This is a genomic window from Haloferax sp. ATB1, from assembly GCF_000730175.1.
Map to the genome: position 1 here is coordinate 14,263 of NZ_JPES01000093.1, position 22,294 is coordinate 36,556.

At 67.1% G+C, this 22,294-nt stretch carries 23 protein-coding genes and 1 pseudogene; 15 read left to right on the forward strand and 9 right to left on the reverse strand.

What is annotated here, in order from left to right; translation table 11 throughout:
- Window positions 1–227 precede the first annotated feature (227 nt).
- Entirely contained in the window at window positions 228–512 is a 285-nt protein-coding gene (eif1A, locus tag ATB1_RS15530) for a translation initiation factor eIF-1A (RefSeq protein WP_013035036.1), read from the forward strand.
- Window positions 513–732: 220 nt separating this feature from the next.
- Here eif1A and ATB1_RS15535 read toward each other — a convergent pair whose 3' ends face one another.
- The 6 genes from ATB1_RS15535 to ATB1_RS15560 form a co-directional block, all read right to left on the reverse strand.
- Window positions 733–1,209 (reverse strand): YbaK/EbsC family protein, encoded by a 477-nt coding sequence (locus ATB1_RS15535; protein WP_042665419.1) that lies wholly within the window; start codon window positions 1,207–1,209, stop codon window positions 733–735.
- Window positions 1,210–1,321: 112 nt separating this feature from the next.
- On the reverse strand, window positions 1,322–2,437 hold the full coding sequence (locus ATB1_RS15540; protein WP_042665421.1) for an aminotransferase class V-fold PLP-dependent enzyme: 1,116 nt from the start codon (window positions 2,435–2,437) through the stop codon (window positions 1,322–1,324).
- Between the two features lie 14 nt (window positions 2,438–2,451).
- Window positions 2,452–3,789 carry a M20 family metallopeptidase gene (locus ATB1_RS15545; RefSeq protein ID WP_042665423.1) on the reverse strand — a complete coding sequence of 446 codons (1,338 nt, stop codon included), beginning with the start codon at window positions 3,787–3,789 and terminating at the stop codon, window positions 2,452–2,454.
- Between the two features lie 154 nt (window positions 3,790–3,943).
- Window positions 3,944–4,366 carry a type IV pilin gene (locus tag ATB1_RS15550; protein ID WP_042665424.1) on the reverse strand — a complete coding sequence of 141 codons (423 nt, stop codon included), beginning with the start codon at window positions 4,364–4,366 and terminating at the stop codon, window positions 3,944–3,946.
- A 237-nt stretch (window positions 4,367–4,603) separates the two neighbouring features.
- Window positions 4,604–5,041, reverse strand: coding sequence for a type IV pilin (locus ATB1_RS15555; RefSeq protein WP_042665425.1), 438 nt, complete (start codon window positions 5,039–5,041; stop codon window positions 4,604–4,606).
- A 422-nt stretch (window positions 5,042–5,463) separates the two neighbouring features.
- Window positions 5,464–5,832 carry a hypothetical protein gene (locus ATB1_RS15560; protein WP_042665427.1) on the reverse strand — a complete coding sequence of 123 codons (369 nt, stop codon included), beginning with the start codon at window positions 5,830–5,832 and terminating at the stop codon, window positions 5,464–5,466.
- Window positions 5,833–6,065: 233 nt separating this feature from the next.
- Here ATB1_RS15560 and ATB1_RS15565 point away from each other — a divergent pair, with 233 nt between their 5' ends.
- Window positions 6,066–6,482 (forward strand): VOC family protein, encoded by a 417-nt coding sequence (locus ATB1_RS15565; protein WP_042665428.1) that lies wholly within the window; start codon window positions 6,066–6,068, stop codon window positions 6,480–6,482.
- Between the two features lie 75 nt (window positions 6,483–6,557).
- On the opposite strand, the gene ATB1_RS15570 is transcribed toward ATB1_RS15565, so the two are convergent.
- Complete coding sequence (locus ATB1_RS15570) at window positions 6,558–8,204, reverse strand: PAS domain-containing sensor histidine kinase (protein WP_042665430.1); 1,647 nt, start codon at window positions 8,202–8,204, stop codon at window positions 6,558–6,560.
- A 197-nt stretch (window positions 8,205–8,401) separates the two neighbouring features.
- Here ATB1_RS15570 and ATB1_RS15575 point away from each other — a divergent pair, with 197 nt between their 5' ends.
- The 5 genes and pseudogenes from ATB1_RS15575 to ATB1_RS15595 all read left to right on the forward strand — a co-directional run bounded on the left by ATB1_RS15575 (window position 8,402) and on the right by ATB1_RS15595 (window position 14,660).
- The gene (locus ATB1_RS15575; RefSeq protein ID WP_042665432.1) at window positions 8,402–9,466 is read left to right on the forward strand and encodes a hypothetical protein; all 1,065 of its coding nucleotides are present in this window, start codon (window positions 8,402–8,404) and stop codon (window positions 9,464–9,466) included.
- A gap of 129 nt (window positions 9,467–9,595) precedes the next feature.
- Window positions 9,596–9,853, forward strand: a complete 258-nt coding sequence (locus ATB1_RS15580) for a hypothetical protein (RefSeq protein ID WP_042665435.1) — start codon at window positions 9,596–9,598, stop codon at window positions 9,851–9,853.
- Window positions 9,850–11,259: pseudogene (locus tag ATB1_RS15585) on the forward strand (hypothetical protein). The gene ATB1_RS15580 and the pseudogene ATB1_RS15585 overlap by 4 nt, the downstream one beginning before the upstream one ends.
- Window positions 11,260–11,357: 98 nt before the next feature.
- Window positions 11,358–14,039, forward strand: coding sequence for a heavy metal translocating P-type ATPase (locus ATB1_RS15590; RefSeq protein ID WP_042665438.1), 2,682 nt, complete (start codon window positions 11,358–11,360; stop codon window positions 14,037–14,039).
- 165 nt (window positions 14,040–14,204) lie between these two features.
- Window positions 14,205–14,660, forward strand: coding sequence for a high-potential iron-sulfur protein (locus ATB1_RS15595; RefSeq protein WP_042665440.1), 456 nt, complete (start codon window positions 14,205–14,207; stop codon window positions 14,658–14,660).
- 21 nt (window positions 14,661–14,681) lie between these two features.
- Here the strand turns inward: ATB1_RS15595 and ATB1_RS15600 are convergent, their stop codons facing one another.
- Together ATB1_RS15600 and ATB1_RS15605 are read right to left on the reverse strand one after the other, a co-directional pair.
- Window positions 14,682–15,140: a hypothetical protein gene (locus ATB1_RS15600; protein ID WP_042665442.1), complete on the reverse strand. Its 459-nt coding sequence runs from the start codon at window positions 15,138–15,140 to the stop codon at window positions 14,682–14,684.
- Between the two features lie 38 nt (window positions 15,141–15,178).
- The gene (locus ATB1_RS15605) at window positions 15,179–15,751 is read right to left on the reverse strand and encodes a hypothetical protein (protein WP_042665444.1); all 573 of its coding nucleotides are present in this window, start codon (window positions 15,749–15,751) and stop codon (window positions 15,179–15,181) included.
- A 110-nt stretch (window positions 15,752–15,861) separates the two neighbouring features.
- Here ATB1_RS15605 and ATB1_RS15610 point away from each other — a divergent pair, with 110 nt between their 5' ends.
- The 8 genes from ATB1_RS15610 to ATB1_RS15640 form a co-directional block, all read left to right on the forward strand.
- On the forward strand, window positions 15,862–16,473 hold the full coding sequence (locus ATB1_RS15610; RefSeq protein ID WP_042665460.1) for a hypothetical protein: 612 nt from the start codon (window positions 15,862–15,864) through the stop codon (window positions 16,471–16,473).
- Window position 16,474: 1 nt separating this feature from the next.
- Complete coding sequence (locus tag ATB1_RS15615) at window positions 16,475–17,833, forward strand: hypothetical protein (RefSeq protein WP_042665446.1); 1,359 nt, start codon at window positions 16,475–16,477, stop codon at window positions 17,831–17,833.
- Between the two features lie 111 nt (window positions 17,834–17,944).
- Window positions 17,945–19,372, forward strand: a complete 1,428-nt coding sequence (locus ATB1_RS15620) for an FAD-dependent oxidoreductase (protein WP_042665448.1) — start codon at window positions 17,945–17,947, stop codon at window positions 19,370–19,372.
- 70 nt (window positions 19,373–19,442) lie between these two features.
- Complete coding sequence (locus ATB1_RS21750; RefSeq protein WP_128081488.1) at window positions 19,443–19,673, forward strand: hypothetical protein; 231 nt, start codon at window positions 19,443–19,445, stop codon at window positions 19,671–19,673.
- The gene (locus ATB1_RS15625; RefSeq protein ID WP_241768296.1) at window positions 19,664–20,587 is read left to right on the forward strand and encodes a DMT family transporter; all 924 of its coding nucleotides are present in this window, start codon (window positions 19,664–19,666) and stop codon (window positions 20,585–20,587) included. The genes ATB1_RS21750 and ATB1_RS15625 overlap by 10 nt, the downstream gene beginning before the upstream one ends.
- Window positions 20,588–20,662: 75 nt before the next feature.
- Window positions 20,663–21,256: a TetR/AcrR family transcriptional regulator gene (locus ATB1_RS15630; protein ID WP_042665450.1), complete on the forward strand. Its 594-nt coding sequence runs from the start codon at window positions 20,663–20,665 to the stop codon at window positions 21,254–21,256.
- Window positions 21,257–21,409: 153 nt separating this feature from the next.
- The gene (locus tag ATB1_RS15635) at window positions 21,410–21,616 is read left to right on the forward strand and encodes a cold-shock protein (RefSeq protein ID WP_004040969.1); all 207 of its coding nucleotides are present in this window, start codon (window positions 21,410–21,412) and stop codon (window positions 21,614–21,616) included.
- Window positions 21,617–21,939: 323 nt separating this feature from the next.
- Window positions 21,940–22,294: DUF2306 domain-containing protein (locus tag ATB1_RS15640; protein WP_042665452.1), on the forward strand; the 355-nt coding region annotated here is incomplete at its 3' end.

The following is a 22,294-nucleotide window of genomic DNA, read 5'->3' on the forward strand; positions in this document are numbered from 1 at the left end:
CTTCAGCGCCAACTCGGTGATGATCGACCACGGTTAGTGTCCTAAAATGAGGCCTCGAGCGAAACTACGTGGTGTGTGACCACGAACCAGTCCCTATTGGCGGTTAATCTATCGAAAAACAGCGGACAACGTGGTGTTCGAAACCGTCGCCACCGCGATTTCAACGTCGTGACATTTGGTATCACGAGTATCCGATGAGTTATCCGTCTCCGGGTCCGAGCAAGAATGTGAGTGAAAATCAAGGGCGTCGAAACCTTCGAATGCCCAACGACAACGAGCTGTTCGCAGTCGTCACAGAGCACAACGGTGGCAATCACGTTCGAATCCGCTGTGAAGACGGAAAGAACCGCATGGGCCGCATCCCCGGCCGCATGAAGTACCGCACGTGGATCAACGAGGGCGACGTCGTGCTCGTCGAACCGTGGGACTGGCAGGACGAGAAAGCCAACATCGAATGGCGATACACCGGCGAGGACGCGGACCAGCTCCGGCGCGAAGGCCACATCCAGTAATCATTTTCTCCGAAAGGAGAGTTTATCTCGTCTGACGAACCAGCCCCGGCTCTGCGATAGCTCCGCGTTTTCCCTCCAGCGATTCTCAGTTAGTACCGACAGAACGGAACAGAACAGAACAGAACAGCGGACATCGTGGTGTTGTTTTCGCCGCGACTAGCACAGAAAGTGCGTCCCGCGATGGCCGCCCGCCGGAGGGCCGCTCGCTTCCGCCCGCGTCTCACTCGAACACGTCGACGAATCGCGGCGCGGAAAGTGTCTGTAGGTCCTCCGGCGTGAGTCGGAACACCGCCTCGGGGGTTCCCGCGGCGGCCCAAATCCGGTCGAACGACTCGAACGTCGGGTCCGCGAGGACGGGACAGTCGGTCGCGTGGCAGGTCGGCGGCACGCCGCCGATGCTCCAGCCGGTCGCTTCTTTCACTTCGGCGGGGTTGGCGCTTCGAACCGACCCCTGTTCGACGCCGAACTCGGAGCCGAGCGTGGCTTCGTCGACGCGGTTCGCGCCGCTCGTGAGGACGACAACCGTCTCGTCGCCGACGCGCATCACGATGCTCTTGACGATTTGGGCGACGTCGCAGTCGACGGCCGCGGCCGCGTCGGCAGCCGTCTTGGTTCCCTCGGGAAACTCCTCGATAGTCACTTCGAACCCGTGAGAATCGCGTACTCGGTCGGCGAATTTGCGTGCCGTGGGATGCATACACAGGGGTTCCCCCTCGCCGGATATGAACGTTCGCTGACGAGGCAGATTCTGCGGGGGAGTCAACGACCGCACGCGAATCGTGTTCTCGACGGCCCCGCGAGCTACGGAGCTACCACTCCCCGTCGAGTCCGTCGCGAAGCGCCGCCACGTCCGACTCGTCGTTGAAGTTGTGGAACGACGCCCGGACCGCCTTCGGTTCCGGGAGCGTCCGCACCACAACTCCAGCTGATTTGAGGCGCTCGACCGTCCCCTCCGGGTCGAAGACTTCGAACGAGACGAGCCCCGACTCCGGGTCCGGCGGGCTCAACAGCCGCCCCTCGGGGACGGCCTCGATGAACTGACTCGCGAGGTCGCGAATGTGTGCTTCGGTCCGGTCGAGACCGACGCGCTCGGCGATGTCGATCGCCTCTCGCAGCGCGACGTGCGGCGCGGGGTTGGTGGTTCCGACCTCGAAGCGCTTGGCACCCGGCGCGAAGTCGAGGGCGTCGGCGTTCGGCTCCGTGACGCCGCGGTAGCCGACGGCGTGGGGTTCGATGCCCTCGGCGACGTCGCGGCGGACGTACAGGAAGCCCGCGCCCCACGGCCCGAGCAACCACTTGTGGCCCGCACCGGCGACGATGTCTGCCCCCCAGTCCTCCACGTCGACGGGATACTGGCCGAACGACTGGACCGCGTCGACGATCGACAGTGCGCCGGCGTCGCGGGCGATGTCGGCGAGTTCGCGCACGGGGAGTCGCGTTCCGTAGTTCCACGTCAGGGCGCTGAAACAGACGAGGTCGGCGTCGCTGACGGCCTCGGCGTACTGGTCCATATCGAGTCGCCCCGCGTCGCTCTCGACGATGCGGACCTCCACGCCCTCGCGTTCGAGACGCCGCCACGGGAGGATGCCCGCCGGGTGTTCGAGGTCGGTTCGGACGACCACGTCGCCCGGTTCCCAGTCGAGCGCGGTGGCGATGCGGTTGATGCCGTCGGTGGTGCTCTGGGTCAGCGCCACCTCATCGGTCTCGGCACCGATAAACGCGGCCACGTCCTCGCGGACGGCCTCGTATGCGTCGAACGCGGTCGGATAGGGGCCGTCGTCGCCCGGCGAGTCGTACTCGTGGTATTCGAGGAACTCGGTCGCCCGCTCCACGATGGGGCGCGGGCTTGGGCCGTGCGCGCCGGTGTTGAGATACGTGACGTCGTCGAGGGCCGGAATCGTCGTTCGGAGTTCGTCTGGTGTCATAGTGCGTTCGGGTGTTATCGCGAGGTGTTTTCTCGTCGTCCGCGTCGCGAAGGAGTCGTGCCTGCTGGTGACGCGCCCGTCGAATCAAACGTTCTGGTACCACTATCGAATTGCCGCAATAGCTCGTCGGGGAGTCGGGCGTACACCTCGGCGTTGCGGGCGAGCGCCCCGACTGTGGTGAACTCGTCGGCCGCGTGAGCCGTCTCAGTTCCCAGACCGAATTCGACGGTCGGGACGCCCGCGTTCCGCATCCGTTTCGCGTCGCCGCCGCCGGTTGCGCTCCGGCGGTACACGCGCCCACCGGTGACGCTCTCGGCGACCGAGCCCACGGCGTTTGCCAGCGGGCCGTCGGGGTCCTCGAACGTCCCGACCGACCAGTCCGCGTCGACAATCTCGACACCGTCGTGACCGGCGACGACCTCCCGAACCCCGTCCAGTACCGTTTCCGTGTCGATGCCCGCGGTCACGCGAATATCGAGTTTCGCCCGCGCCGCGGCGGGGACGACGTTCACTCGGTCGCCGCCCGAGAGGACGCCCAGATTCACCGTCGGTCGTTCGAACAGCTCTCGCGCCGCGTCCGCGCCAAACTGCGGCGCGTAGTACTCGACGGACTCCTCGACGAGCGCCCGGACCGCGGGGTCGAACTCGAACCGATAGTCTCCGAGTACGGATTCGATGTCACTTACTGCGCGGTAGAGGCGGTGAATCGCGTTCTCGCCGAGCATCGGCCGAGAGCCGTGGGCCGCAGTCCCCGTCGCTTCGAGTTCCAGCCAGATGCTCCCGCGGTCGGCGACGGTCACCGAGTGCCGGTCGCCTTCGCAGGTCGTCTCGCCGATGACGCAGGCGTCGGCCGAGAGCCCGCGCCGGTCCAGCAGCGTCGGCAACCCCGCCTTCCCGGCGACTTCCTCGTCGCTCACGAACGCGAACACGAGGTCCGTCGCCGGCACCGTCCCGGTTTCGACGTACGCCTCCGCCACCGCGAGCATCGCGGCGATTGCCCCTTTCATGTCGGTCGCACCACGTCCGTAGAGCCGGTTTCCCTCCCGCTCGCCGAGCGGGTCGCGCGTCCACTCGTCAGCCTCGAACGGGACCGTATCGAGGTGCCCCAACAGGACGAGCGTCCGGTCTGTCGCACCCGGGAGTGTCGCCACGAGGTTCGGCTTCGTCGGGTCCGAGGCGACGCGCTCGGTCTCGATACCGAGGTCGGAGAAGAACGATTCAAGCCACGACGCGAGTTCCCGCGTGTCTCCCGGCGGGTTCTGCGTGTCGTGGCCGACGAGCGTCGCCGCGAGGTCGACGATGTCCTCGCGATGCTCGCGGAGGTAGGCGACGGCGGGCGGGTCGCTGGGCATTGGGTCTCTGTTCGAGTGTACGGTCTTCGAACAGATAAGTTTGTGCTACAAATACAATACTATGGGTTCGAGGTGGATGTTTCTCTATGGGATAGTTCCGAAAAAAATCGTTATTCCGAATCAGGCGTTGTGTGGCTCGTCGCCGATTCTACCATCAGGCGTTGTAGGTCCACTTCTGCAGGGTCGCAGAGTTGGAACCGGATTCCGAGGTCCAGACGATGCGGTAGGTCTCTCCACCAGTAAGGGGCGAGCCCGTAAGGTCAATGACTAAGTCATCACCCGCTTGGATCTTGTCGTCAGTTTCGTCCCAACTCGTATCTGTCGTTCCGTCAGTTACGACAATACGTGCTTCGTCAATTGCAGCTCCACTTTCGTGCGTAATGGTGAGGTCGTCAGTCGACGTATCGTAGCTGAAGCTGAAACTCGCCTGCGGGGCGGTGTCGCCGACTTGGTCCCCGAGGCCGAGGACGAAGGTGCCGATGACGGCCGCGAGGATGACGGTGATCGCGACCATGAGGATGACGCCGATGACCGGCGAGACTGCGCGGGATTCTGTGAAGATTCTCTTGATTTGCATAGTTGTCTCTCCTAGGTGTGCCGGACGAGAGGCGACCGTTGAGAAAAATTCGAATCGGTCCTCGAACGCTTGCCTGCTAACCTAACAGATAGTCTGACGTTCTCCGAGGATATAAACTAGTATTGAGAAGACGTTTCACGTATCATGCGTGTTCCGTACCAGAGTCGGAGAACGCCATCGCTCTCAGGGTAACATCCGAAAAAATTGAGGTTCGTTGGCTGTGACGTTGCGGACCGATCAGGCGTTGTAGGTGTACTTCTGCAGGGTCGCAGAGTTGGAGCCCGATTCGGAGGTCCAGACGAGGCGCACTTCGTCGCCGTTGTCGAGCGTTTCGGACCCACTAAGGGTCACAACGATGGTTTCGCCAGCGTTCATGTTGTCGTCAGCGCCGTCGTTTTTCACCACGCCTGGTGCGGTCATGTCCGACGGGATGGCAACACTCAGGTCGTCGCTGGCGATGGCGTCACCGCTTTCGTGCGTGATCGTGAGTTCCTGCGCACCGTCGTAGTCGAAGCTGAAGCTCGCCTGCGGGGCGGTGTCGCCGACTTGGTCGCCGAGACCGAGGACGAAGGTACCGATGACGGCCGCGAGGATGACTGTGATCGCGACCATGAGGATGACGCCGATGACCGGCGAGACTGCGCGTGATTCGCTAAGGAATTTCTTGATATCCATTGTTCTACCCAGGACCGGCCTCAGACCCACCTCGTGCCCACCACACGGGACCTCGAGCGGCCACATGTTCCGGCTCCTGTTGGCCTTTCGTATGTTCCGGATATATTTAATTTCGCAGCGACTTACCGGTCTATTCGAGGGGTTAGGGCGCTCCTAACGCCCGAATTCGGGATTTAAGCCGTTCAATTCCATCTGCATACCATCGGCGGGTACCTTCGGTGGTGAACCGCTGCTCTGACGCCCTATACACCCGAATTCAACTTCGCCATCCGCGCGTCGCGTCCACCAGAGCCGTGGCACACCCGAGTTTCTGCGGACACGGTGGTGTCGGTTCGGCCGGGTTGTCGCCGCGGCGCGCGCGTTCGCACGCGCTGCTGACGGTCGTGAGAGCGCTGAAAACGCAGGAAAAGTCGCTGAACGGCCTACTGCGTGGCGTTCCAGAACCGCGGCGTCGACTCGAAGTCTATCTCCGCGTCGGAAGGCGCGCGCTCGTAGAGCGCGTCGTGGACGGCCTCGTAGGCCGCACGCGGGCCTTCCTGTGCGAGTTTCGGGTGATCGCGGGTGTCGAAGACGACGCGCCACGTCCCGTTCGTGAGGTGCAGCCCGAGAATGTACTTCCCGCGGACGTTCACGACCAGTTGGTAGGCGTGCTGAATCGTCTCGCCGTCGCGTTCGAGGTTGTAACCGCGGACGGCGACGGCCTGCTGAATCGCCTCTTTCGTCTCGAGTTCGGCGACGAACGACTTGGGGACGGCCCGCCCGGGGAGCGATTCGACGAACGGTTCGCTCACGGTCGTACCACCTCGCGTCGCGTGCCTGTCGGTTCCATCGTACCCTATCTGGGCGGCTCAGCGGGTATATGCGATACGGTCTCTGCTGGGCCACGGGGCCCGACCCGCGTCGCGCCTCGCGGGCGCGCACGAGAAACACTGTCCAGCGAACGCGGGTCGTCATCGGCCGGTCAGCGTCTGCCGACCGCGTTCCGAGCGAAGCGCCTTTGGGGCTCTGCGCGCGCAGACGAACCGTGAACTCCAACGCGCACCACGTCGGTCTCACCGTCCGCGACCTCGATTCGACGCTCGAATTCTACCGCGACGCGCTCGACCTGCCGGTCGTCTCCCGCTTCGAAGTCGGCGGTGACGAATTCGCCACCGCCGTCGCCGTCGACGGCGCGTCGGCGCGGTTCGCCCACCTCGACGGCGGCGACGTGCGCGTCGAACTCGTCGAGTACGACCCGGTCGGTACCGACACGGACGAACCGACGCTCAACCGTCCCGGGGCGACCCACCTCGGGCTCTCCGTCGACGATGTCGACGCCGCGGTGGCGGAACTCCCGACCGACGCCGAGACGCTCAGCGAGCCGCAGACGACCGAAAGCGGTACGCGAATCGCGTTCGTCCGCGACCCCGAGGGGAACCTCGTCGAACTCCTCGAGACCTGAATCGGACGCTCGGCTCGACGGGCGTCACCTCTCGGCTAGCCGGATTTGTGGTAGATATACAATCGCGTGGCGCGATCACTCCCCGCTCGGGAACCACGCTCGCGGTCGCTCCGCTCCGACCGGCAGTTTCAGCGTCACGGCCGTCCCCCCGAGGGGAGACGGTTCCAACTCCATGCTTCCGCCCGCTTTCTTGACGACCCAGTGGACCAGCCACAGGCCCATCCCGGTCCCGTGTTCGAGCGGCGTCTCCTCGCCGCGCTTGATGACTCGCCACTCCTCGTCGGGGATTCCGGGCCCGTCGTCGGCGACCCGGACGACGAGCTTCGAGTCGTCGTCTTCGGTTCGGTACACGTCGATGTGGACCGTCTCGCCGCCGTGTTTGAGCGCGTTCGCGATCAACTCGTCGAGCGCCGCGCCGACGCGGCTGTCGACTCGCGCGAACAGCCCCGTCTCGATGTCCGTTCGTATCGTCGACTCGGGATACGTCGACTCGGCTCGTGACACGGCGGACTCGACGAGCGCCGAGACGCGCCGCGGCGTCGCTTCGGATTCGAGGGCGTCCGAGACGGTCTGGGCTTTCTCCGAGAGCGCCACGAGTTCGCTCGCCGCTTCGACGATGGTCTCCGCGGCGTCGGTGAGTTCCTCGTCGGTGACGCCGGCCGCGTTCCTGCGAATCAGCTCCGCGTAGCCCTCGATGACGTTCATCCGGTTTCGGAGGTTGTGCCTGAACATCCGGTTGAGGACGCCGAGCCGCTGTCTGGTCAGCTCCGACTCGGTGATGTCCGACTGGATGGCGACGTAGCCGTGGATGTCGCCGTCGCTCGCGATGGGTGCGATAGTCTGTATCGCGGTGTAGAGCTCACCGCCCTTCCGACGGTCGATAATCCGCTCCTGCCACGTCTCACCGGACTGGATGGTCCGCCACAGCCGGTCGTAGTACGCGTCCGGCATCTCGCCAGAACTGAGAATCGACGCGGGTTCGCCGACCGCCTCCGCGGCGTCGTAGCCGGTCGTCTCCTCGAACGCCGGGTTGACGTACGTAATCTCTCCGTCCGAGGTGGTGAGGTAAATCGCGTGCCCCGCCTGTTCGACGGCCTGCTCGAACTCGCGGAGGCGACGCTCCCGCCGTCGTTGGTCGGTCACGTCGACGAAGACGCCGACGATTTCGGCGGGCTCGTCGTCGGCGTCGCGGACGACCGCCGTCGAGAGCTGAAAATCTCGGAGGTCGCCGTTCGAGCGCCGTCGCTCGACCGAAACGTCCGAGAGGCCGTCTTCGTCGATAGTCCGACGGATAATCTCCTCGCTGTTTTCGCTGTTCTCGCCCGCGCTGTAGGGGAGCGGCTCGCCGAGCACGTCGTCTCGCTCCCAGCCGAACGCCTCCGTGGCGGCGTCGTTCCACCTCGTCACGCGCCCGTCGGGCGTGACCGCGATAATCGGAACCGGGGACGCGGCGACCACGGTTCGAAGCTGGTCCAGCGACGACCGAATCGATGCCTGCTGTCGCGCGATTCGTCGGTCCTTTCGGGAGACGAGAAACCAGACGAACGCGGTGGAGACGGCGACGAACGCTAGTCCCTTCACCAGTTCAGCTTCGGGTGCGCGCGGCGCGCCCAACGCGACCGATAGGAGCAACTCGCCGCCGAGGATGCCCGCGGTCCCGAAGACGAGGTACGCCAGGGCGACGGCTCGGGCGTCGAGACCGTCGAGCGGCGAGTCGTTCATCGTCCGAACGGAGCGCGAGCGGAGATATAAACGTGGTGCGGGAAACCGGCAGTTGATAACGACGGCACCACCCCTCGAAACCCGACACGGAAGCGCAACCGACATTGGGACCGGGCCGCTAGCAGAGGTGACTAACCGCCTCGCGGAGACGCGCGGCGACACCCCACTATGAGCCGACGAGACGCCAGCGAGACACCATGAAACGACGCGACGCCATCAAGACGCTCGGTATCGGCGCTGTCGCGGCCACCGCTGGGTGCCTCGGCGGGTTCGAACAACAGTCGGCGTGGCGCGACCCGCCGCTCGTCGAGGACCGCCCGGCCGCGGTCTACCTGCCTGCCATCACCGAGGGGATGAGGATGTACGGGAAGACGACAGCCGGTCCGTACGGCGTCGCGCTCACCTACTCGTACCCCCATCGCTTCTGGACCGCTGCCGGTTCTGAACTCGGGAAAACCGTCGTCGAGGCCGACGATTCGATTCACCTCATGGCGTCGCTGTGGGACGCCGAGACGGGGACCGTCCTCCCGCTCGACGCCGGCGTCTCCATCGAGATTCTCCGCGACGGCGACCTCGTGAGCGAGGAGGTCGCCTACCCGATGCTCTCCCAGCAGATGGGGATGCACTACGGCTCGAACTACGTCCTCGACGGCGAGGGCGACTACGAGGCCCGCGTGCACATCGGCGGTACATCGCTGTCCCGGACCGGCTCCTTCGCCGGTCGGTTCGATGCGGCCGAGACGGCGACGTTCGCGTTCACCTTCGAGACCGACGACCTCTACGACGTGGAACTGAAGCGCCTCGGTGACGAGGCCGGGTCGCGCGGCGCGGTCCCCGCGATGGAGATGATGGGCGTCCCGACCGGGAACGCGCCCGCTATCGGCGACCTCCCCGGTCGCCATCTCGGCCGGCAGACGAGCGCCGACGCCCTGTTCGACGCCTTCGTCGTCGACGACGGCTCCCGGTTCGGCGTCGACGGCTCGTACCTCTACGTCTCGGCGCGGACGCCGTACAACGAGTTCGTTCTGCCGATGATGGGCGTCAGAGCCACGCTCGAACGCGGCGGAACCGCGGTGCTCGACGGGGCGCGACTCGACCGGACGCTCGACCCCGACCTCAGTTATCACTACGGCGTGGGGCTCGACGGCGTCGAATCCGGCGACGCGCTCACGCTCTCGGTGGACGTGCCGCCGCAGGTCGCGCGCCACGACGGCTACGAGACGGCGTTCATGGAGTTCGAGCCGATGCGGTTCGACGTCTGAGGCGTCGTCCCGCCGCTGTCGTGCGTCTCGCGACTCGCACTCGCACCCCGCCGCCGGACCCGTCCGGCGCGGACGCCCGCGATGGAAACGTTCAGAAGCCAACCACCCCGAACTTCGAGTGACTATCGGATGACTACGGACACAGACGCGACGCGCGACCGCCACACCTGCACAGCGTGCGGCGAGGCGTATCCGACAGCGCGGCTGCTGGTCCTCCACCGGGGCGCGAGACACCCCGACGACCTCGACGCCGCAGAGGTCGAGGCGTACCGCGAGGCGTACTACGAGGAGGAAGACGAACTCAAGTCATTCCGCATCCGCGCGCTCGGCGTTCTCGTCCTGCTCTACTTCGGCTTCCTCATGCTGTTTATCGTCTTCGCATCATGACCCGACCCCGACACCTCACCCTCAGACGATTCGGTCTCGGCCTCCTGTTGGCGAGCCTGCTGTCGCTCCTCTCCGACCCGGCGGCCGCGACGCAACGCCGCGGTCGGCCTCGCGGGCGCGTCGGAGGACAACCTCGCGGTCCCGCGGTGGCTCTATCTCGCCACCGGCGGCGCGACCGTCGGGGCCTCCGCGCTCCTCGCCAGTTTCGTCACCGACCGCCGGTTCATCGAGCGCGTCCATCTGTGGCAGACTGGTCCGAAGCGGGCATCTCGGACGGCCTCCTGCGCGCCCTCCGGGTCGCGGGCGGCGTCCTTGGTCTCGCGCTCCTCGCGCTCGTGGTCTATCTCGGGTACACCGGCCCGCAGGTCCCGACCGTCAGCTTCGCCGTTATCGTCGTCTTCGCGGGGCTTCGGGCCGGGTACACGATGTTCTCGTACCTCGTGGCCGACACGTGGCGAGCGCTGAATCCGTGGCGAACCGTCGTCTCGGCGGTTCCGAACGGCTTCGTCTCGTACCCCGAGCGACTCGGCCGCTGGCCCGCAGTGGCGGGGATTCTCGCGCTCGTCTGGGTCGAGACCGCGACCGCCGTCACGACCCGGCCGTCGGTCCTCGCGACCGCGCTCGTCGCCTACTCAGTCGTCACGCTCGCCGGCGCGGTCGTCGTCGGCGTAGACGCGTGGTTCGACAAGGTCGACCCCGTCTCCGTCTTCCTGCACTTCTACGGCCGGGTCGCGCCGGTTCGACTCGACGACGACGGCCTCTCGTTCCGCCTGCCGGGGATGCGACTCGTCACCGACGACGACCTGACCGACCTCGGCGACGTGGCCGTCGCGGTCGTCCTCGTCTGGGAACTCACCTTCAGCGGCTTCGTCACGACCGAGCAGGGCGCGGCGGCCATCCGGTGGCTCGCGGGCGTCGGACTCCCGCCGCTTCTCGTCTACGGACTGCTCTACCTCGGCGGCTTCGGGGTCTTCCTCGGCCTCTACGTCCTCGCCGCGCGGGTGACCGCCCGCCGTATCGACACCTTCGAGACGCCGCTCGACCTCGCGGTCACGTTCGCTCCCTCGTTGCTCGCCATCGCCGCGGGCTACCACCTCGCGCACTACTTCGGCTTCTTCGTCTCGCTGTCGCCGATGCTGGCGGGGGCGCTGTCGTCGCCGCTGTCGTCGCCGGCGAACCCGGTCGTCCTCACGCTTCCCGCGTGGTTCGGCGGCCTGAACGTCGTGTTCGTCCTCGTCGGCCACCTGCTCGCGGTGTGGGTGGCGCACTCGCAGGCCTACCGGACCTTTCCCAGCCGACTGCAGGCCGTCCGGAGTCAGTTCCCCTTCGTCGCCGTGATGATTCTCTACACGGTTCTCAGCCTGTGGCTCATCTCGCTGCCGACCGCGAGTCCGCCGTTCCTCTGATTGTTAACTGAGAACGCTCAATTTATCGAAGTTAAAACATTACAACCCCCCCGTTTCTAACAGGTGAATTATTAAACAGTCCCTGACTACTGCCGAGTATGAGCGAACACGACGAACGCGACCCCGACCCCGGTGACGGGGCGGACGCGTCCACTAACCCGCCCGACGGCGACAGCTGCGGGTGCGACGACGCCTGCGAGGTCGAGGGAGAGTCGGAGTCGGGCGCGGCCGGCTCGACGCAGACCGACTCGTCCGTCGGGGTGTCGGGGGAAGACTCGTCGCCCGCCGCCAGTTCGGCCCGCGCGGAGTTCTCCGTGCCGGACATGGACTGCGCCTCCTGTGCGAACAAGGTCGAATCGAGCGTCCGGAAACTCGACGGCGTCGGCGACATCGACCCGCGGGCGACGACCGGCCGACTCGTCGTCGAGTACGACCCCGAACGGACCACGTCGGACGACATCCGGGGCAACATCGAGGGCGCGGGCTACGCCGTCGAAGACGGCCCCTCGACGCGCGAGGTCTCGTTCACCGTCCCCGACATGGACTGCGCCTCCTGCGCCGGAAAGGTCGAAAACGCCCTCCGCGGTGCACCGGGCGTGCTCTCCTACGAGACGCGCCCGACGACCGGGACCGCGGTCGTCACGCTCGCGGCCGACGCGGACCTCGATTCGGTCGTCTCGGCCATCGAAGCCGCGGGGTACGAGGTCACCGGGACCGACGGCGACGAGGCAGACGCCGACGCCGACGCTGACACCGGTACGGACCGCGAGAGCGTCTGGCGCAGTACGCGCGCGGTGAAAACGTGGATAAGCGGCGGCTTCCTCGCGGCGGGCATCGCCGCCGAGTACCTGTTCGGACTGGAACTCGTCGTCGCCAGTGTCCTCGGCGTCTCGTTCACGGTCGCCGAACTGCTCTACATCTTCGGGGCCGCGCTCGGCGGGCAGGCCATCCTCCGCAACGGCTACTACTCGGCGAAGAACCGCAGTCTCGACATCGACTTCCTGATGTCGGCGGCGATTCTCAGCGCCGTGACCGCGAGTCTCATCTCCGGGCCGACGAGCCTCTACTTCGAGGCCGCGACGCTCGCGTTCCTCTTCAGCGTCTCCGAACTGCTCGAACGCTACTCGATGGACCGCACGCGCGACTCCCTCCGCGAACTGGTGGACCTCTCGCCCGACGAGGCGACGGTCCTCCGCGACGGCGTCGAGACGGTCGTTCCCGTCGAGGAACTCGAACTCGGCGACGTGGTCGCCGTCAAGCCCGGTGAGAAGATTCCCGTCGATGGGACGGTGGTCACCGGCGACAGCGCGGTCAATCAGGCCCCTATCACCGGCGAGTCCGTCCCGGTCGACAAGGCCGAGGGCGACGAGGTGTTCGCGGGCACCGTCAACGAGGCGGGCTACCTCGAAGTCCGCGTCGAGTCCGCCGCGGGCGACGACACCCTCTCGCGCATCGTCTCGATGGTCGAGGACGCCCAGTCCAACAAGACCGAACGCGAGCAGTTCGTCGAGCGCTTCTCGTCGTACTACACCCCCGTCATGGTCGTCGTCGCGGTCGCGGTCGCGGCGATACCGCCCATCGCGTTCGGCCTCGACTGGGTGACGTGGTTCGTCTACGGCATCACCATGCTCGTGCTCGCCTGTCCCTGCGCGTTCGTCATCTCGACGCCCGTCTCGGTCGTCTCGGGCATTACGTCGGCCGCGAAAAACGGCGTGCTCATCAAGGGCGGCACGCACCTCGAAGCGATGGGCTCGGTCGAGGCCATCGCCGTGGACAAGACGGGCACGCTCACGAAGGGCGAACTCACCGTCACCGACGTAGTCCCGCTCAACGGGAACTCCGAAGAGGACGTCCTGCGGTGCGCCCGCGGCCTCGAATCCCGGAGCGAACACCCCATCGGCGAGGCCATCGTCACCCACGCGGAGGGCACGGGCGTCGCCGCCCGCGAGGTCGACGACTTCGAGAGCGTCACCGGCAAGGGCGTCCGCGCCGACCTCGACGGCGTCCCGCACTTCGCCGGCAAGCCCGGTTTTTTCGAGGAACTCGGCTTCGACCTCGAACACGTCCACGTCACCGGGCCCGACGAGGGGCTTTCCGAGGACATCCGACAGCTCTGTGACCGCCACGGCTGTCTCAACCTCGTCGAGGACACGATTCCACGCCTCCAGTCGGAGGGCAAGACGGTCGTCGTCGTCGGCACCGAAGACGACCTCGAAGGCCTCGTCGCCGTCGCCGACGAGGTCCGCCCCGACGCCCGCGAGACGGTCGCGAAGCTCCGCGAGGCCGGCCTCTCGGTCGTCATGCTCACCGGCGACAACGAGGGGACCGCCCGCGCCATCGCCGAGCAGGTCGGCGTCGACGACTTCCGCGCTGGTCTCCTCCCGGAAGACAAGGTCGCCGCCGTCGAGGGACTGCTCGACGAGTACGGCTCGGTCGCCATGGTCGGCGACGGCATCAACGACGCCCCGGCACTCGCCACCGCCACCGTCGGCGTCGCCATGGGCGCGGCCGGAACCGACACTGCTCTCGAAACGGCCGACATCGCCCTCATGGCCGACGACCTCTCGAAGCTCCCGTACCTCTACGAACTCTCTCACCGGGCGAACGGCGTCATCCGGCAGAACATCTGGGCGTCGCTCGCCATCAAGGCCGTCCTCGCGGTCGGCGTGCCCTTCGGTTACGTCTCGGTCGCGCTCGCGGTCCTCGCGGGCGACGCCGGGATGACCATGGGCGTGACGGGCAACGCGATGCGGCTCGCCCGGATTCGCCCGGACGAGTGAGGTCCACGGGGCTCGTCGCCCTCTATTCCCATATTTTCGCTCTCTCGCCGCCCGATTCGCGTATCCGTGTTACTTAGTACCGTGACAACATCAACGCGGCCGCAATTCTTGCCGCATGAGAAACGGCTGACGCGGTTTTACCGACGCCGCGCGTCAGAGGCTGGCATGGAAGACGACGAGCGGACGCCACGCCGAGACGTGACCGACCGACCGACGCGGAGTCAGGAGCCCTGCGACACCGGCCGCACACGGAGACGGTTCATCTGGCTCACCGGGACCGCTGCGATGGCCGGATTGGCCGGCTGTTCCGGCGGCGGTGGCGGCGCGACCGAGACGACGACAGCGACCGCGACCACGACGCAGTCGTCGGGGTCGACCGGGGGCGTCCCCGAGGCGTACGCGACTGCCACCTCACTCGACGGCACCCAGCGCAACCCCGGCAGTCTCTCGTCGCAGGAGGCCGTCTCGTACCAAGACGAGCCGAAAGACGGCAAGCAGTGTTCGACCTGTCGGTACTACATCGAGGACAAAAACGGGGACGGCGTGGGCGCGTGCGCCATCGTCGCGGGCGAAATCGCTCCCGAGGGGTACTGCGTCTCTTACGTCGAATACGAGGGGTAACGCTCCGGACCTCCGTCGCGGTCAGGAGTCGTCGCCCGTCGGCCCGACGGCGCTCTGAATCCGACAGCGGATGGACTCCTCGACGCCGTCGCGCTCGACCGGAATCACCCATTTCTCGCCGCAGCCGAGGACGGTCACCATCTCGCCGTCCTGTCGGTGTTTCACCGAGACGAACACCTCGCCGCGCTCGGGGTCGTAGTCCACGAGTTCGACGAGCACGTCTTCGCCGGCGATGAGGAGGTTCTTCGCGCCGTCTAACTCGGTGACGTAGGACTCGGTGTTCCCGGACGGGTCGGTGACGAACAGCTCGACGACCGGCACGTCCTCGCCGTCGGGGTAGCTCGCGTCGACTTCGAGCCCCCCGTCTTCGAGCCGGATACCGTGTATCTCGACGAGCGACGCCGCGACGCCGAAGCTGTCAGCCACCTGCTGACGGAGGTCCCCCAACGGGATTCGAACCGACTCTCGAATCGTTCCCATGCCAGCCCCTACGAACGGGGGGTGTATGAGCGTGTCCGCTAGTCGTCGCCCCAGAGGGCGTCCGCGAGGCGCGACCCCGACGGGACGGCCTCGCGGAAGGGGACCGAGTCGAACGCGAGCGGCCCGTTGAGCGAGAGGAAGCCGAGTTCCCCCTCGGGCGCGCGGTCGAGGTTGGTCAGGAAAGCCACCTTTCGGACGGCCTCGACGCCCTCGACGGTCGCGTCGGGGTCGACCGACTCGTACAGGGCGGCGTGTTCTCGGACGTGTTCGACGCATCGTTTCGTCGGCGCGAACAGCAACAGCGCGTGGACGCCCGGCCCCTCGCGGCCGAGTTTCGTCCGGATGGCGTGCTCGTCGTCCTTGTAGAAATAGCGCTCCATGCGGCGGTACTGGCGGAGTATCTCGTTCGCGCCGGTGGCGTGGCGGACGGCGGCGTCGGCCTTGAGTTCGATGAGGTAGTCAACCGGTTCGGGCGTCCGCACCCTGACGTACACGTCGGCGACGCCGCGGTTCCCGTAGTGGTCGTACGGCTCTTCGAGGTGAATCTCCACGTCGTCGAAGGCCGCCCGGAAGTGCTCGACCACCCGCGTCGCCAACTCGTCCTCGCGCATCTGTCGGTCGAGACGAGGCGACCGCCGGGGAAATGTCCCGCGGTTCGGCCGGCGGCGACCCGACACATCGGAAAACACATACCGCGGGCGTTCGGTTGGAGAACCGACATATGTCCCTGCCGACCCGCAGACAGGTCCTCCGCGCCGGCGGCGCGTCCCTCGTCGCCGCGCTCGCCGGGTGTTCCGGCGAGGGTTCGAGCTCCAGCTTCGACGAGCCGTCTGGTCCCTCCCCGGATGCGCTCGTCACCGACTACGACCACCTCCAACTCCGCAACGACGCCGAGACCGCCATCTTCCGAAACGCCGCCCGCGACGACGAAGGGGCGGGGTCGTCGTACTTCGACGATTTCCTCGTCACCACCGACGAGGAACGCGGGAACGTCGCGGTCGCGGCTGAACCCGACGGCATCGACGAGGCCCGCGCGTTCATCGACGAGACGGATTTCGACGCGCAGACGCTCGTCATCACCCAGCACCGGCCGAACGCCTGCCACCGCGTGAAACTGCTGTACGTCACGAACCCGCCGGACAGCGCCGTCCACCTCGACTTCTGTTACCCGCTCCGGCCGGCGTCGGTTGAGTGCTCCGTGGACGACCGCCACGTCGTCGCCTCGCTGGTGCGACTGCCCTACTCATCGCAGGACGAGTCGAGCTGGGGACACGGCGGCGGAAGCAGTTGTCACCTCCCACCGTCGCTCCGAACCGAGACGGAGGACGCCTGAGATGCCACGAACGCGACGCGACGTGCTCGCCTCGCTTGCCGGGGTCGGCGTCGCCGGACTCGCGGGCTGTACGGCACTCGACACGAGTGAATCCGAATCCGACGACTCGGAACTCGACGCGGCGGCGCTCCGAGAGGTCAGGGAACTCGGGTCGCCGGCGTTCCCGGCCCGCATTCCGGTCCCCATCGCGGAGTCGTTCCTCGAACTGAACCACGCTCGCGCCCGCGAACTCCTCGACTCCTGCCCCGAGACGATGTCTCCCGAGGAAGTCCCGAACGAGGCGGTCCGAGAAATCTACGCCGAGGCGTACGCGGATGCCGTCGAGGACCTCGAACGGACGACGGCGGACGAGACGCCCTTCGAGTCGCTTCGGGGACTGCGCTACGCCCGCGGGGCCGCGGCGATGGCGAAGGGGACCTACGACGCCGCGGTCGGCGACCTCACCGAGGCCGACGTGCGCGACGAGGCCGAGTCGGTCCGTGCCGACATCGAGTCGTTCCGGCTCGGAACGCGCTACCTCGGGGACGAACCGGACCGGGCGCTCGTCGTGTACGAGGCCGTCGAGAACCTCGTCGCGGCGGCGGTCCGGTATCTCGACAACGCCGACGAGTACGGCCGCTACGCCGACAGCGCCCCGCGGGTCGGCGAACTGCTCGACGCGGTCGAATCCGCGCGGGCGTCGCTCGACGGCGCGCGCCACGTCCGCGACCGCTATCTGGCGTCGATTTCCGACCCGGTGGATTTCACCGACGCGTTCGAATCGACCGCGTCCTCGCTCGCCGGAATCACCGAGGACCGCCGGGCCGAGTACCCCGAGGAGGGAGGGCTCGAAGCCGTCATCGAGGGCGAGGGGTTCGACCCCGAGGCACTCGAATCAACGCCGGCTAAAGACCTGCTGGTGGAGACGTTCGTCGAAGTCGAACGCGGGCTTCAGGACATCCGTGAGGGCCTCCGAAGCGACCGCTTCGCCACCGCGCTCGTGGGCGCTCACACCGCCGAGACGCACCGCCGCGCGTTCGAGGACGCAGTCACGGCAATCAAGCGAGGTCGGTACGAGTCGGTCGAGTCCGCGGCCGCGGTCAGGGACGCGAAACTCGGCGCGCTCGAAGCCCTCGAAGCCGCCCGGTCGGACGGGTCGAACCCGCACCTGACGCGGCGCGCGCTGGTCGATATCGCCCACATGGTCGGCCGCGGGGACGACTACCTCGCCGACGACTACTACGAGGACGGCGACCCTCGGGCCGCGCGAAACGCGCTCGCGCAGTACGCGACCACCGAGTTCGCCGCGCGCGAGACGTCCGACGTGAGCGCGTGGGTGCTCGGAACGCTCGCGGCCGAGCGTGGCGGCGTCGGCCGCTGACGGGCCGGTACTTTCGTTTTCGCCGCGTTCTCGGCCGTCGTCGTCGCGTCCGTGCGCCTGCCTCGCCCGGCCGGGGAAATTACGTGTCGGCGGGCGTACCACTTTCCCACGATGCCTGCCGAACCATTCGTCGTCGTCGGCGGCGACGCCGCCGGACTCTCCGCCGCGAGCAAGTTCGCCCGCGCCGATACCGACCGCGACGTCGTCGTCTTCGAGAAGGGCCGCTGGGTCTCCTACGCCCACTGCGGCACGCCCTACTTCGTCAAGGGTGAGGTCGAGAAGCTCACCGACATGCTCTCGCTGTCGCCCGAGGCGGCCGCCGACCGCGGCATCGACCTCCGGCGCGAACACGAGGTCGTCGCCGTCGACACCGACGAACGGGTCGTCACGGTCGAGGGACCGGACGGGACGTTCGAACAGCCCTACGGCGACCTCCTCGTCGCTACCGGCGCGCGGGCGCTCCGCGAACCGATAGACGGTATCGACCTCGACGGCGCGTTCACGCTCCACGGCCTGGACGACGCGGCGGCGATTCGGTCGTTCCTCACCGACCCGGACGAGGCCTCGGTCGCCGACCTCGGGGGCGGCGGGTTCGTCGACGAGGCGCGCGCGGCCCGCTTCGGCGCGATGGAACCGCCCGAGTCGGTCGCCATCGTCGGCGGCGGCTTCGTCGGCGTCGAGATGGCGGAAGCGTTCACCGCTCACGGCCTCGACGTCCACCTGTTCCAGCGGTCCGGGCACGTCCTCAGCTCGTTCGGCGACGCCGTGGGCGAGCGGGTCGAGGAACATCTCGAAGCCCACGGCGTCACGCTCCACCTCGGCGCGTCGGTGGAGCGACTCCGCGGCGACGACGTGGGCCGGGTCGAGGCCGTCGTCTGCGAGGGCGACGAACTCGCGGTCGACGCGGCGATGGTCGGCATCGGTCTCCGGCCCAACTCGGACCTCGTCGCCGACGCGGTCGACCTCGGCGAGACGGGCGCTATCGCGGTCGACGACTACGGACGGACGAGCGCGGAGCGCGTCTACGCCGCGGGCGACTGCGCCGAAATCGACCACGTCGTCACCGGCGAGCCGACGTGGAACACGCTCGGCCTGCCCGCGAACCGCGCCGGGCGCGCCATCGGCCAGACCGTCGCCGGCGACCCCGAACCCATCGGAACCGTCGCGAACACTTCGGTCGTGAAGGCGTTCGACCTCGAATGCGGCCGCGCCGGCGTGACCGACCTCGACGAGGCGCGCGACGCCGGCTTCGACCCCGTCTCGGAGACCATCACCGCCGGTTCGCGGTCGGGCTACTACCCCGGGTCCGCCGAGACGACCGTCACGCTCGTCGCCGACCGCGACACCGGGCGACTGCTCGGCGGTACCATCGTCGGGGCCGACCGCGCCGCCGTCAGAATCGACACCGTGGCGACCGCGCTCGCCGCCGAGTTGACCGTCGCCGAGGTGGAGCGTCTCGACCTCGGCTACGCGCCGCCGTTCAGCCCCGTCTGGGACCCGATTTTAACCGCGGCGAAGGTCCTCCGCGGCTCGCTATAAGTCGCGAGCGGTTCGAAATTCGAACCGAACAAAACGACTATTATCGATTGTGTGGTAACGATACGCTCACGTGCTGAATATTACTGCAACTGAACGCGGGCGTCTCGAATCCGGGTCGGCAGAGCGGGCGGAACGGTCGAGTGGGGGCGGAACGACCGGCGGAGCCGCAACGGTCGGTGGGGGCGGAACGGCCGGCGGAGCCGCAACGGTCGGCGGAGCCGCAACGGTCGGCGGAGCGATGGAGCGGCCGAGTCCGACGGGGGCGCATCGCCGACCGCCGAGCGGGGCGTGGTGTCGGTGAACGGCCGGGTCGCCGCCGGACTGTTCGTCCTTCTGGGACTCCTCTGGGGGAGTTCGTTCGTGGCTATCGAAGTCGGTCTCGCGTACTTCCCGCCGCTGCACTTCGCGGCGCTTCGGTTCTTCCTTGCGGGCCTTATCGTCCTCGGCTACGCCGCCGTCTCGACCGACTACTGGCGGCCGCACAGCCGGACCGACTGGACGCTCGTCGGCGTCTCCGGCGGTCTCCTCATCGGCGCGCACCACGCGTTTCTCTACCTCGGACAGGAGCACGTCCCCGGCGCGGTGGCGGCCATCGTCATCAGCCTCGGGCCGGTCTTGACTGCGCTGTTCGCGACGGGCATCCTCGGCGACCGCATCTCCGCGCTCGGCGTCCTCGGGTTCGGCTTTGGCTTTCTGGGTGTCGGTCTCGTCGCCCAACCGGATCCGAGCGCGCTCCTCTCCAGCGACGTGGTCGGCGTCGCCATCGTCTTCGTCGCCTCGGCGTGTTTCGCCCTCGGTGCCGTCCTGACGCGTCCCTTCTCCTCGGACATCCCGGCACGGACGCTCCAGGCGTGGGCGATGCTGTTCGGGGCCGCGCTCCTGTCCGTCGCGGGCGTCGCCACCGGCGAGTCGTTCGCAGCTATCCAGTGGTCCGGTGTCGCCGTCGGCTCGCTGCTCTACCTCGCCGTCGTCAGCGGCGCGGGCGCGTTCCTCATCTACTTCGAACTGCTCGGCCGGTTCGGCCCGACGCAGATAAACCTCATCGGCTACGTCGAACCCGTCTCCGCGACGCTCCTCAGTTGGGCCTTCCTCGGCCAACTCATCGACTCTGTGACCGCGCTCGGCTTCGTCTCCATCTTCGCCGGCTTCGCGCTCATCAAGCGCCGGGCGCTCGGCGAGTTGGTCGCGGGTGCGCGCGGTCGGTCTGCGGAGTGAGGTCGGCGTCGCGTCTCGCGTTTCGCCCGCGGAACAACGGACACAAGTAGTCGAGCGAGCGAACACTCACTCACCATGCCCGCCGACTCCGTGCCGCCCGAGCAGAAAGCACAGATTGCGAACGCGGTCCGCGCGGCGCTCGCCACGCACGGCTACGCTCGACTGACGACGAAGAAGGTGGCCGCGGAGAGCGAAAAGAGCGAGGCGGGGCTGTACTACTACTACGACTCGAAAGACGAGATGATCGTCGCGTTCCTCGAAACGTCGGAGGACTACCTCGCGCGGACCCTCGACGAAATCGACGCGGAGGGCCCCGAAGAGCGGCTTCGAGCGGTCTGCGATATCCTCCTCGTCGACGAGGACGACCCGGCCGCCGCCGGCGTCAACATCGCCGTCATGGAACTCCTCTCGCACGCGCCACACAACGAGACGCTCCGCGAACCGCTGCTCAGGATGGAGCGCCACACTCTCGGCGTCATCGCTGACATCCTCCGCGACGGCGTCGAGAAGGGCGTCTTCCGTGAGGTCGACCCCGAGGGAACGGCCGCGTTCGTCCTCTCGGCGACCGACGGCTACACCGGATTCGCCCTCGCGCTCGGGATGGAGGGCGTCGGCGACGACCTCCGGGCGTCGCTGTCGGCGTACATCGACTCGCTGTTAGTCGAGTGAGCGCGGGTTCGGCCCGCTGCTTTCGCCGACCCCCTTCCCGTCCGCACATTTCCGCCGAACCGGCCGCTTGGAGTGGACAAACGTCTGTCGAAGGGTTATGGTACCTTGACTCTCAGAAGTGTTATCCATCGGTCTCCCCTCGATTTGTTCGTAATGGCACACGGCAAAGTTGATTTCTTCAACGACACTGGCGGCTACGGTTTCATCTCTACTGACGACGGCGACCTCGACGACGACGAAGACGTGTTCTTCCACATGGAGGACGTTGGCGGCGACGACCTCACCGAGGGTACTGAGGTCGAGTTCGACATCGAGTCCTCGCCCAAGGGCCCCCGCGCGGCGAACGTCGTCCGGCAGTAACACCGAGACGCGACTGCCGATTATCTCGGCAGACGCCGGCCTCGATTTTTCAGACTATCACGCGCTGAGCCGATGCGCTACGCACCTGCACCTGCACCCGCTCCGCTAACGGGTAGACTGTCACGTCACTCTCGGTCGTACTTGCGGCGCTCAGTGGGCGGACCGCCTCACCGTGATTTTTCCAACGTGATAAGTAAGTGCTCACTCAGTAAATTTATATCACTCCTCGAACGACTCGATTCCATGCCGAGTCCACTCACGAGCCGCGCCCCGCAGAGCCGAGTCGAACCCCGCCAGTCGCCCGCTATTCCCGGGGTTCCCCGATGACGCTCGTCGAAGACGCGACGCTCGGAATCCACATTCTCGCCGGGTTCGCGGCGCTGTTCGCCGGCTTCGGCGCGATAGTCACGAAGAAGGGCGGTCGTCGCCATCGACGGGCGGGACGAATTTACGTCGCGGGGATGACTGTCGTCGCGGTCACGTCGCTCGTACTGTTCGCCCTCGCGCCGACCCAAAGTCGGACGTTCCTCGCGCTCGTCGCGGTGTTCAGCTACTACTTCGTCTTCTCGGGCGACCGCGTCCTCTCGCGGAAGCGCCCGACCGACAGGCCCGAACCCCTCGACTGGGCCGCGGTCGGCCTGCTCACCGCCGCCGGGGTCGGCCTCCTCGCCATGGGCG